Source organism: Lutispora sp. (assembly GCF_041687175.1).
Taxonomy (GTDB): Bacteria; Bacillota; Clostridia; order Lutisporales; family Lutisporaceae; genus Lutispora.
On the sequence record NZ_JAWLCK010000083.1, the window covers coordinates 1 to 12,561 of the forward strand.

Sequence of the window (12,561 nt, forward strand, 5' to 3'; positions counted from 1 at the left end):
TGTGCTACAACTTCTGCATATTCTTTTCCTTCGTGGGTTACCCATTTTACTCCTTCGCGGAGCTTCAAGGTCCATACCAGACCATCATCTGATACATTCCATTCAGTTGCTAAACAAGGCTGTACAACACCGTATCTGTCATAGTCTATCAAGGTGTCGACAAAGTTAGCTGCTAAAGCAAATTCATTGGTGGTAGCAGTTACTAGATAGTTGAGTGTGGTTATCTCTCCCGAATAAAGAATTCTGTACTCCTGAGGTACTTCAGGAGTCTCTGCCGAAGCCTCTTCAGCCGGTTGAGTTTTACCTGTGCAGCCTGCTAAAATCATCATTAGTGCCAGTATTAAAGCCAATACTCTTTTCATTGTTACCCTCCTCCATTTTTAAAATTCCTCGAATTTCGCAGAATATTGCGATAATTTATCCTAATAGCTAAGTATCTTATATTCTAAGATGCTTAGCTTGTGGATCGTATTAATTTTCATTAATTTTAACTAATTAAAAAGGCACCCTTTCTCTGGATAGTAAATCTTCATAGGTTTCTCTTTCTACTATAACCTTTTCTCCGTCTTTAGTAAGCAAAAGTACTGCTGGTCTGGGAATTCTGTTATAATTGCTTGCCATAGAATAGTTATATGCCCCTGTACTAAATACAGCCAATATGTCTCCCCTCTTGATCTCTGGTACTTTCAAATCCCATATCAAAATATCTCCCGATTCACAGCACTTTCCTGCTATGGTAACCTGCCTGTCAGGCTTTTGATCATATTTATTAGCTACAACAGCATCATATCTTGCGCTGTACAACGCAGGCCTCGGGTTGTCCGGCAATCCCCCATCCACGCTGGCATAGGTTCTTATACCTGGGATTTCCTTTACACTTCCTATGCTGTATAGTGTTATTCCTGCTTCACCTACTATCCATCTTCCAGGTTCTATTATTACTGCAGGTATATCTACCCCCAGTTCTTTGCATTTATCTTCAATAGCTTTCATAATACTGTCGGTATAATAACTCAAAGGTTTTACGCAATCGTCCTTTGTATAATATATTCCAAACCCACCGCCAGTATTTATCTCTTTTGCAATAAATCCAAAATCATCCTTTAATCTCTTGTAGAGATTAATTACTATATCTATAGCTGCAATATAAGAATCATTTTCAAATAGATTTGAACCTATATGAAAATGCATGCCCAAAAGTTCAATGTGTTTGCTTTTCATAGCTTTTGCGACAGCCTCATCTATGGTATCTTTAGCTAATGGTACCCCAAATTTTGAATCTTTTTGACCAGTTGTTATATACTTATGCGTATTTCCTCCTACTCCTGGGGCTATCCTGATCAATACTTTTACAGACTTGTCCTGTCTTTCAGCAATTTCTTCTATTATATACAGCTCCTCTGTATTATCAACCACAATTCTTCCAACATCATTACTGATCGCCATTTCCAACTCTTCATAGCTTTTGTTGTTGCCATGAAGCATAACCTTGTCCATTGGAAATCCAGCCTTTATTGCTGTATATAATTCACCGCCTGATACAACATCCAATCCCAGACCTTCACTTTCTATAATTTTGCACATAGCCATGGTCAGAAATGCTTTGCTGGCATAAGCAGCCTTGGCATTTTCATACTTATCCAGAAAATCTGATTTTAATTCTTTGCATCTGCTTCTGATGATTTCTTCAGAAAGCACATACAAGGGTGTACCATACTTCTTAGCAAGCTCAACAGTATCATAACCTGCAAATCTGTAGTTTTTTGTATGCTCTATATTATCCACAATGTCAACTCCTCTAATGTTTTATTGTATTTAATAATATAGAGCAAAAAACATGCCAAAACATCTTTTCATGAGTTCCTTCAAGCAAAGCCTTCAGGATGACAACTTCCTTACCCTATCACAACAATGATAATAGATTATTTTTTCCGCTTTTACGAACTGTCTTTTGTTAAATTGATTAAAAGCATTGATTTTAAAGGCTTGTATTTAATATATGTTTTTCCGCTAAACCGGAATGATTCCGTAAATCAGGACAATTCTATTTTGTGTTTCTTTAGCTTTTCATAGAAGCTGGTTTTGCTCATTTTTAAGGCTTTCATAGCAGATTTTTTATCTCCGTTGTTTGCCAGTATTGCCTCTACAATAGCTCTTCTTTCTGCATCATTTATTACATCTTTTAAAGGCCTTATCTCGTAGGTTTCCCTCTTCTTTTCCTTCTTTCCTTTTTTTATTGCTAGATGGTTTGATAGTATAGTATTGCCCTCTGACAGGTTTACTGCTCTTTCCAGTATATTTTCCAACTCTCTTACATTGCCTGGCCAATCATATGCTAAGAGTAAATTCAAAGCTTCGCCAGAAATTCTTTTTGTTTCACAGCCTATTTTTTCACATATAGAAGGGAGCATGTTCTGAACCAGTGGATATATGTCTTCTTTTCTTTCTCTTAATGGGGGTATCCATATAGGAAAGACATTTATTCTATAATACAAATCTTCTCGGAACCTGCCGGCCAGCATTTCCTCTTCAAGATTCTTGTTTGTAGCCACTATTATTCTCACATCTACTTCGATGTTCTTGCTTCCTCCTATTTTGTAGAAAGTTTTATCCTGCAATACCTGCAGCAGTTTAATCTGCAACGATAGTGAAATTTCACCTATCTCATCCAGGAAAATAGTTCCTCCCTGAGCAAGTTCAAACATCCCTGCTTTGCCGGAAGCTCTGGCACCAGTAAAGGCGCCGCCTTCATATCCAAATAGTTCACTTTCTAAAAGATTCTCAGGTATAGAACCACAGTTCACATGTATAAAGGGTTTGTTCCTATTTTTGCTGTTATTGTGTATAGCTCTTGCCAGCATGCTTTTTCCCGTCCCGCTCTCTCCTAAAATCAACAGGGTAGAATTGGACTTTGATGCTTTTGCAGCAAGTCTTTTTACATTTATAATTTCTTTGCTCTCTCCTAATATCTCAGGCATCAGTTTATTTGCATCTGATTCTTCCCTCAGCTTTCTTTCCATTTGCTCTAAGTTTAGTAAAGCCTCATCTCTCTGCCTGATTACTCTCTTAATTTCAGATATATCTTCAACCTTCAGCACCGCCCCTACCCTCTTGCCTTCCCTATTCACAGGCATAAGAGTACAAATGGTAGGTCTGCCGTTTATCTCATTAAACTGGTTTTCATAGCTTATATCTTCTCCAGTGGCTGCAGCATAAAAATCTTCAATGGTGGAGCTACCTTTATGAATCTCGAATATATCCTTGCCTATTACATTTAACATCTCAGAGTTTTCACCTTTAGCCATAAACTTCTTTCCTGTCAAAATGTCATATAAGGCTTCTCCTCTGGCTGTGTAACCATGGGTTTGATAAAACTTAAGCTCCTTTGAATATCCGTCAATCACTACTACATGACCTATATAATTGATATAGGGCATAGTATATTTTTCATTATTTACTATCAAGCTTATATTCTTATTTTTAAAATCTATGACGCTCGATATTTGTAGACCCGAAAAAGTGCAGTGGAGCTCTAAAACACTTGTATCATAATCGGGTGTGATATACTTGTATAATGGTCTTACTTCTTTTTTACTTCCGTATTTTCCCACAGCCACTATTGCATCACCGAGTTGTATGCCGCGATCATGTATTCCTATAAAGCCAAGGGCTTCAGGTGTCATATTGCCGTCATCCTTACCCAGGCAGTTGTCTCCTATAATGACTATATCTCCTTCTTCTATTTTGCCGGATCTATGGCTTGCACCTTGGCTGTAAGTTATCCCAAATATTTCCTTGGCCTTATTATTATAAAGTTGGATCTTACCCTTATTATCAATGAATATAAAGCCTTCTGACATCATATCTGTAAACATTTTGGCATAGCTATCTGAAGAAAACATCTACATCTTCCTTATCATAAAATTAACTATATAATTCTACATCCTTGTTGGAATTCCTTTTTTGTACTTGTCTATTTTTAATCAATCTTATTTAATGAAGATTCATCAGTGTTGAAGCTTTTGTATACCTCAAATATTTGCTCCTTATGCCTTACAAAGGAATCTACAATTCTAGGATCAAAATGCTTTCCTTTGCCTTCTATTATCATATTTAAAGATTCCTCAAAGGAAAAGGCTTTCTTGTAAGGCCTTATGCTTGTCAAAGCATCAAATACATCAGCTACAGCTACTATCCTTGCACTCAGAGGTATACTCTCTCCCGCTTTCCCATAGGGATAGCCTGTTCCATCCCATTTCTCATGATGGTTCTCTGCAATTTCAATTCCCATTCTAAAAAGATTGGCATCTTTTCTTCTCATATGCTCTTCAGCTGTCTTTAATACCTCTGCCCCAAATATGGTATGCTTTTTCATCTCATCGAATTCTTCTTGAGTCAACTTTCCGGGCTTTAATAGTATCTCATCCCTTATTCCCACTTTGCCTATATCATGCATGGGGCTGAATCTCTCAATCTCCTTCATAAAGCCCACAGTGATTTTATCATCATATACATTATCCTCAAGGAGAAATTCAGTAATCTTAACAGAATACTTCTTCATTCGCTCCAAGTGCTCTCCAGTATCTTCATCTCTTGACTCTGCCAGCTTGGCTAGAGCCAACACTGTACTGTATAATAACTCATCTATAAAAATATTCTTGTTGAGGCTTATTGCAATACTGCTGGAGAGAGTAGCCAGAAAGTCAATATGCTGCTCTTTATAGATATTCTTTGTTGTGGATGAAAAGAATATAATACCTATTGGCTTATTATTAAGGCTGAGGGGCAATGTGATTGAAGACTTTATGCCAGTTTCAATGAGTATTCTATTATAATCAGCATCTCTATGCTTTGTATAAGATTCAAGGTCATTAATAACTCTTGGTTTGCCTTTTCTTATCACATCACTTAAGCTTGTCTCATCAAGCTTTGCCGTTATACCATGTAGTTTCTTGGCTAAATCATTCAAGGAAGGATCAGATATCCCATAGGAAGCTTCTATGGTCTCTCCATCATCCTTTAACAATGCTATTCCTATATGTGAGTAAGGTATGAATTCAGAGAATGTGTTATAAATGTATTTCAGAATGCCATCAAAGGATGTATCCTGATTCATATTCTTTATCAATTCTATAAGCCTATTTAGCTTTGCAAAAGCCATATCTATCTCTTTAATTACAGGTTCCAATTCGTTTTTCTGAGGTAATGATATGCTTATATTGTTTTTCAAAGATCCAATGTTGCTAAATCCTGAATATACCTCATTCAGCGGAACCACTATATACTTATATGACTGCAGTATCAATACCAACAATGATACAAGTGTAGCAGCAAACAGACCTAGAGCTATAAAAATACTGGTATTGGAATTACTTTTATGTATATTAATCAATGATTGGAGTATATCATCGCTATACTGCAGCAACTGCTCATTGTTATCATTTATGTAAGTTAATGATTTTGTTACCTCTTCGTCTATTTCGCTGGTTCTGATTATTACATCTATGGCTTTAAGAAAATCCTTCCACAAGTCATCAGTAACTTCTATAAGGGAATTCAATTCCCTAAGAGAGCTTTTAAAATCTATAGATGTATCCCCTTTTTTTAAATACCCACTTTTTAGAAATTGTAGAGTATTCAAATACTCATTTTTTGCCTTTTCCATTGATATATTTAGTGATTCTATTTTTCTAGTTTTTATCTCATCTGTACCTACACTATTTTGATTATTCAAAGCCTGCATTATTGCATATTTTTGATTGGCATCCTTTGATAACTGTTGAGTCAGCATCCTCTGCCTCCCAAAAACATCTATAACTGTATACTCATTTCTGCTTCCCTGATTCATAAAGAATATGGTAAGCATCAGAAACAACAGCAAAAGAATTATCATAAGAATCATAGCAGCAAGTTTTTTACTCATAAGTTTGATAAAGCTGGTGCTTTTGTCAGGCATATATGTGCATCCTTTCTCTGGTTATTTGTAACTATTATTTCTTTAAAAAGTATATCATTTATTGCAACATCTTGTCGATATATCTGTGGGTCAAAAAAGAAACAGACCGGCAATCTCTTGCCGGTCTGTCATAATCTATGGTCTCCAAATATGCCATAATGCATTATTTCGTCCTCTCGCAAATACATCCAGCCTGTTTCCTCCCCAAGATACTGCTGCAGGCTCTGATGTTATTACGCCTCCAAGGGACTGCCAACCGCTCCATCTTGTACCGTTCCAAGTTCTCATCAAAAGGTCTCCTCTAGGTCCTTGTGCAAAGACCTCCAGTCTGTTTACTCCAGTAGATGAAGCAGCAGGGCCTGAATTTATCGCGTCTCCGCCTAAGTCTTCCCAGTTACTCCATCTTGTTCCGTCCCACCATTTATGCCACAATGATTGGTTCTGTCCCCTTCCGAAGACATCTATTCTGTTTGGACCCCAGGATACTGCAGCTGGAGCTGAAGTCAATACACCACCAAGGTCCTCCCAGTCACTCCAACGAGTTCCATCCCACCATTTGTGCCATAGGGCATTGTTCTGTCCTCTTGCAAATACATCCAGTCTATTGGGAGCCCAAGAGGCCACCGCTGGTGCTGATGTCAGTACACCACCAAGGTCTTCCCATTCACTCCAACGAGTTCCGTTCCACCATTTATGCCATAAGGCATTATTTTGCCCCCTTGCAAAAACATCTATCCTATTTGGACCCCAGGATACTGCTGCAGGAGAAGAGGTCAATACACCACCTAAATCCTCCCACTGACTCCACCTGCGTCCATCCCACCATATATGCCATAGAGACTGATTCTGTCCTCGGGCAAATACATCCAGTCTATTGGGCTGCCAGGAAGCTACTGCCGGTGCAGATGTCAATACCCCACCTAGATTCTCCCATTGGCTCCAACCGGTGACCGGAGGAGTTGGTGGAGTTGGTACCTGATCGCTGATATTCTCCAGTATGAACCTGATGATATCTCTGAATATCTGATTGATTCGGTTATTGGGCACTCCAAATCCTCTCAATGTAGTGAATACCCACGGCATATCTCTTCTCATATCATTTAGTATCTGATTTGTCTTACCAGGTATTGCTCCTGCATAATTTCCTTGGTTTCGCAATACATAGACTACTATACTCCTGAAAATGTTCTGTACTATCGCTCTTGGAACTCTATATCTCTGGAGTTCAGTGTAATAATTGTCAAACTGCCTGTTTATCAGATTCATCATCCTGTTGATCTCTTGGGGGGTTTGTCTTGTAAAATCATTGTCATCAAAGTAGTCATAATAATCAAAGAAGTCATCATCAAAATAGTCGTCGTCAAAATAATCGTTGTAATCATCATCAAAATAATCATTGTAATCATCCATATCATATGGGAATACATATGGATTTCTTGCATCATAAAAAGGGCACTCATGGTTTGGATTCATAGGACATTTCACATATATCAACCTTCCTCCATAAAAAGTCATTACATTATATGCAATAATTTAATAGAAGGTTAATACTAACTTACTGTTCAAAGCTGCTTTCTGATATAGAGTATTTATTGAGAAAAATCAATCCTATCAATATGGCAACAGCCGCTACAGGACCTCCAAGTTGTATTCCCAAAGGCCTTTCAGCACTATATCCGAAATATCTAAAAAGCAGTGGTGTAACAAATGAAGATAATCCTATAACAATTTTTATTACCAGACCTTGGGCACCGAAGAACATCCCTTCTCTCCTCTGGCCTGTTTCTTTTCCGTCTAACTCAGCTATATCAGCTATCATAGCGTTTGGTATGACAAATATTACAGAAAGAGGTATCCCGGCCAGTATCACTATTACAAAGGCTAAATTGTAGGGCAGTATGGTGCCGAAGAATGCTGTTAGAAAAAGAATAATTGCAAAAAGTACAGAAGTGGCCATCAACACATTTTTCTTGCCGAATTTTAATACAAACTTTGGAAGCAATGGTGTGAATAACAAAGCTGCTATAAAAGCTCCTGCAATCATAAAGCCTGAATACTCCGGTGGGGCGCCCATTAAAACTTCTGTTATATAGGGCATAGTAATGGTCAATGTATTTATACCGAACCAAACTGATATATAAGAAATGAGATAATATGCAAAGTTTCTGTTAGTTAAGGTAGTTTTCACAGATTCAAACAATCCTATGGTAGGAAGTGTATCCTGCTGTGATAAATCTTCTTTCACAAAAATAGGTGTTAGTATAATGGTTAAGAAGCCAATTATGCCAAGTACTACTCCCATAATCCTGAAACCGTACATGTTCATTATAACTCCGGAGCCTGCTTCGGCTATCATTACCCCTGCTATCTGAGTAAAGCCCTGCATGGTGGTAACCTTTATTCTATCCCTGCTGGTTTTGGATATCTCATTGATGAGGGCTAAATAGGGTGCAACAACTATAGTAAAAAATATGAAAAATAATGATAACATTACAGATAGATATATAAAATTTATGATGGATTCATGGGCTACTGGAGGAAACCATATGAGTATAAAGGTTAGCGCCAAAGGCAGTGAACCGTATAAAATAAAGGGTATCCTTCTGCCAAGTTTGCTTCTTGTTTTATCCGAGTAATAAGCCACCATAGGATCAGCTATTCCGTCAAATATTCTTCCAATCACCATGGTCAAACCAATCAAGGTAACAGGTATCAATATCTTTAGACCTGTTGTGTTGCTTTCAGGCGGAGTATAAAAATACTGATACCACTTGACTGTTGTTTGAGTAAATATAGATATGCCCAAATATCCCATGGCATACATGAACATAACCAAATTCTTGCTTCTTTTCATTGTTTAACCCCCTTTGTATGTACTTATATAATAATCCTTCTCAAATCGAGGATTTATGTCTCCCACATACTCATCATTTTCTCTCAGTATATAGAGGGCTTCAATATCTAATTTTGCTGTTATCACATTGTTTCCTTCATGACTTCTTGAGATTGCTATGAGCCCATTTTTATTTTTGGTCAAATTTACAGGTGCAAAAATGCCGGCTTTTCCTGTAAAATGCATTCCAAAGAGCCATCCATTCAAGGATGGCTTTATACCATAGACATAGGATTCCTGAACCCTTGGCCAAATACCTCGCAATGCTCTATAGAGGTTATATTCTTCATTATTGGCAATGGGCAGGATCACCATATCGCAGCCCAGATTCCTTGCAAGTCTGAATGTCTCATAGTATGTGGCATCCATGCATACAGGGCAGCAAACCCTGCCTATCTCTAAGTCAAAGGCCTTCAATTCTCTACCTCTCGTTAGACCAAGCTGTTCCTCAAAGTCTGTGAGATGAAGTTTCATCTGAGTTCCCAGTATCTCGCCTTCTGGAGATATTACAGAGCCTCCATTGTACAAACTTTTTCCTTCCCTTATAAAATAGCTGCCGGTATAGATATATATACCGTATTTTCTCGCCAAAAGGCACATTATTAACTCTATTGCTTCTTGTATAGGCTTTGATAAAGAGTAAAAAATATCATGGATCAGCTTATTTCCTTTTCCTGAACCCTCTTCCCCAGATGTGCCTGCTTTACTGTTTAAATATCTGTTTACAGCTTTAAAGCCAGGCAAAAGTCCCAGTAAATCAAAGAAGTTATACTCTGGAAAAGCGACTAAGCTGCTTTTTCTTTCTGCTGCTTGCAATACGAATTCTTCGAGCATGTCTATGTATTCTTCCACATTGCTCACAAGCTTTATCTCTCTTTGCACACAAGAAACAATGATCTCATCCATTTTCTTATGAGTGTTGAAATTTTGTGAAGCTTTGGTTTCCAGGTATTTTATTATCCTTCTTTTATTTAGCTTTCTTCTATATATAATCTCAATTATTCTTGTCATATACATCACCTGAATAAATCTTTATACAAATCAATGTTAAGCTGCTTCAGGGTGTCAAATTTTTTTATGGCTGCCATCCTTTTTTCATTATCCAATTGGGCAGTCAGGATTTCAACCTCATTATCATTTTTCTCCAATCTAATAAAGCCATTGTCTTTGTCAGTCATCTCCAAAGGCCCATAGATTGCAGAGCGACTGAAGAATTTACAATCAAATAATTCACCTTTAAATCCAGATTCAATAGCAAAAAAAAGATTCTGTTGTACATTTTGCCACAAGCCGCTTATTTGCAGTGCCATATTTCGTCCATCCTTTATTGCCGAAGGTGCCAGCACCAAGTCTACCTTTGACATGGCCAAATATCTGGAAACCTGAGGATAAAACATATCAGTGGTGAGCAAAATTGCAGTTTTCAAACCATTGATTTCTGTAAATTGAATCTCATATCCTCTGGATAGACCTAGCTTTTTTTCCCACTTGGCCAGATAAAGCTGCCTTTGACTCAGACATATCCTTCCATTGGTTATAATGGATGATGAATGATATGTTTCATCCTTATCAGTTTCGAAGTAGCTGCCAGTACATATATATAAGTCCTTGTATTGTAATGATATATCTAAAACATGTTCTAAGTATCTTTCATAGTTTCCATAGATATAACCAATGAGTCCGGGAAATACTACAATGTTTGTTCCTCCTTCTATACAGCAATCCAACCACTCTTTTATTTTGGTTTTAAAATATTGCCTATCTTGAAATAGGTTAAATTGTCTCTCCTTGAATATTATAGAAGCAACTTTCATACCTACTCTCTCCAATCAAGGTGTGATATAGAGCATATGCCAGATATCCGCTTCCGGTTGCAAAGCCTACTCCTGTCCTAGCCTCACCTGTCATTCTATCGAAGCTCTCGCTGAGAAGGCCATAATCCATAGGTGCTTTCCTAAGCCATTCTATGGCTTGATTGTGCATGATTGGATTCAATAAGCTGCCACACAATCCCAAGCCCGATGGGGTATTAGGGTGATGATCACAGGCAAGCTCCCTGATATTTGCTTCCTCAAAGTAGTACTTGTATCTTGATGAATAGTAATAACTTATGGTGTTTTGGAAAATCTCCTCTTCCCCATCAACAAAACCATAATAGGGAAGCAATCCTAAATTTCCTGGAGGATCATTGTATAATCTGTAATTCCCTTTCCCATCTGCAGACCATAAAAATATCCTCTTCCCTTCAACTTCACCTGTGAGATGTCTGTATATTCCATCATATATCCCATCAATCCTGCTCTTCAACAATGGAGTATTGTGATGCATCCCCAATTTTTCATACACATTTAACAAGTTTTTAAGCCCTCGCCATAATATGACATTGTCTATGGTTACAAAAGGATATGTGGCAGGATCATCGGAAGGTAAAAGGAATGTTTTATAAAGGCCTGTAGAACTGTCATATTCCTTTTCAATTCTATTAAAAACAGCATCTATTGCTCTCAATAACTCCCCATCATAATCTTCAATGTCTTCAAGAAGAATAAAGTAACTTGCAGCTTCATCAAGCTCAAAGCCGGGATACAATACCGTTCCATCTATGTAATGGGCATGATCCCCAGCGTTTTTACTGTGGAGCAGTATCATTTCTCTCGATATTTTTAAGTACAGCTCTCTATCTATAATCTTAATGGCAGGAAAGGACCACAAAAAGCTGTCCCTTTCCCAAAAGGCTCCGGAGACATAATACCTTGGGCTTCTGGAAGTCATAGCAACATATCTGTCACTGTCCATATCCTTTCCAATAGAGAAAAAGTAATTGAAAAACAGATTTTCATTTATTATTCTTTCCATATCAGCATCCCTACAATAAGAGATTCTCTTTTCACCTAACCACTGAGCAAGCTGAGAATAGATTTGTTTGAAACCTTTCCTTCTCAAGTGTATAAGGGTGGTTGAAGCTCCATCCATATCTGAATTCACAGAAATATAGAATGCATTCTTCTCATCCTTATCTAGCTGCAGGATAAGGGTCAAATCCCTTGTATCTTCGCCTTTCACATAATCGAAACCTCTATCCCCTCCGAAGGCTAAACTTAAGGATACATTATATGAGTAAATATTTATAGCCGGATTTTTCAACCACTTATCTATTTTTATTTCCTTTTTAAAATCTATCTCATGGGAATTGAATCTCAAAAAACTCAATTCCTCAGCATTGCATACAAGCTTTGCACATATATTCTCTGAACTTTCCAGCTCATATACAAATCCCTTTTCGCTGATGTCTGCGTAAATCCTGGCCTTTACACTTATACCTCCATCTAATACCATATGGAATGAAGGAATATAATATGATTCTATATCTGACTTGGCAAACTCTATGTTTAACATCTCTTCATTCTTATAAAACTCCATTGACAAAAAAGCCTTATCACCAGCAGCCACTTGTACTAAACCTTTGTTGGACATGCTTATAATGTTAAGGCTTTTTATTGAAGCATCTTTTGAGTTTATTTCAGGCAAGCTTATATAATGATTTCCAGCATACAGTATTCTCTCATTCTTATATATTTCTTTTGGCACTGTGAGTATTTTTTTCATAAACTCCCTCCAAAATTTTTTAAACTACATATCATTGTCCTTTTATCCTTGCCATCATCATCTCATCAATATATTCTCCATTTCTTATGGCAGCCTTCCTCTTAAT

Annotated in this window: 9 protein-coding genes; all 9 read right to left on the bottom strand. The window is 37.4% G+C overall.

All coding sequences use genetic code 11. The features are described 5' to 3' along the window. On the bottom strand, positions 1-362 hold a 362-nt coding region (locus ACESM9_RS11255; protein WP_372998433.1), incomplete at its 3' end, for an ABC transporter substrate-binding protein. A 133-nt stretch (positions 363-495) separates the two neighbouring features. Further along, entirely contained in the window at positions 496-1,785 is a 1,290-nt protein-coding gene (gene lysA / locus ACESM9_RS11260; protein ID WP_372998436.1) for a diaminopimelate decarboxylase, read from the bottom strand. Between the two features lie 248 nt (positions 1,786-2,033). After that, positions 2,034-3,902, bottom strand: a complete 1,869-nt coding sequence (locus ACESM9_RS11265) for a sigma-54 interaction domain-containing protein (RefSeq protein ID WP_372998439.1) — start codon at positions 3,900-3,902, stop codon at positions 2,034-2,036. Between the two features lie 77 nt (positions 3,903-3,979). Next, a complete protein-coding gene (locus ACESM9_RS11270; protein ID WP_372998442.1) occupies positions 3,980-5,956 on the bottom strand; it encodes an HD domain-containing phosphohydrolase in 1,977 nt (658 codons plus the stop codon). A gap of 135 nt (positions 5,957-6,091) precedes the next feature. Then, positions 6,092-7,366 carry a sialidase gene (locus ACESM9_RS11275; RefSeq protein ID WP_372998458.1) on the bottom strand — a complete coding sequence of 425 codons (1,275 nt, stop codon included), beginning with the start codon at positions 7,364-7,366 and terminating at the stop codon, positions 6,092-6,094. 145 nt (positions 7,367-7,511) lie between these two features. Beyond that, a complete protein-coding gene (locus ACESM9_RS11280) occupies positions 7,512-8,810 on the bottom strand; it encodes an MFS transporter (protein WP_372998445.1) in 1,299 nt (432 codons plus the stop codon). Between the two features lie 3 nt (positions 8,811-8,813). Beyond that, positions 8,814-9,860, bottom strand: a complete 1,047-nt coding sequence (locus ACESM9_RS11285) for a nitrilase-related carbon-nitrogen hydrolase (RefSeq protein WP_372998448.1) — start codon at positions 9,858-9,860, stop codon at positions 8,814-8,816. 5 nt (positions 9,861-9,865) lie between these two features. Then, the gene (locus tag ACESM9_RS11290; protein WP_372998451.1) at positions 9,866-10,663 is read right to left on the bottom strand and encodes a carbon-nitrogen hydrolase family protein; all 798 of its coding nucleotides are present in this window, start codon (positions 10,661-10,663) and stop codon (positions 9,866-9,868) included. Beyond that, on the bottom strand, positions 10,623-12,455 hold the full coding sequence (locus ACESM9_RS11295; RefSeq protein WP_372998455.1) for a glycoside hydrolase family 125 protein: 1,833 nt from the start codon (positions 12,453-12,455) through the stop codon (positions 10,623-10,625). Before ACESM9_RS11295 ends, ACESM9_RS11290 begins: the two co-directional genes overlap by 41 nt. Between the last annotated feature and the right edge of the window lie 106 nt (positions 12,456-12,561).

Bases quoted from the DNA above. Each gene is read 5' to 3' on its own strand.
- ACESM9_RS11265 (WP_372998439.1), bottom strand. From the start codon at position 3,902: ATGTTTTCTTCAGATAGCTATGCCAAAATGTTTACAGATATGATGTCA.
- ACESM9_RS11275 (WP_372998458.1), bottom strand. From the start codon at position 7,366: ATGGATGATTACAATGATTATTTTGATGATGATTACAACGATTATTTT.
- ACESM9_RS11295 (WP_372998455.1), bottom strand. From the start codon at position 12,455: ATGAAAAAAATACTCACAGTGCCAAAAGAAATATATAAGAATGAGAGA.
- ACESM9_RS11285 (WP_372998448.1), bottom strand. From the start codon at position 9,860: ATGACAAGAATAATTGAGATTATATATAGAAGAAAGCTAAATAAAAGA.
- ACESM9_RS11280 (WP_372998445.1), bottom strand. From the start codon at position 8,810: ATGAAAAGAAGCAAGAATTTGGTTATGTTCATGTATGCCATGGGATAT.
- ACESM9_RS11270 (WP_372998442.1), bottom strand. From the start codon at position 5,956: ATGCCTGACAAAAGCACCAGCTTTATCAAACTTATGAGTAAAAAACTT.
- ACESM9_RS11290 (WP_372998451.1), bottom strand. From the start codon at position 10,663: ATGAAAGTTGCTTCTATAATATTCAAGGAGAGACAATTTAACCTATTT.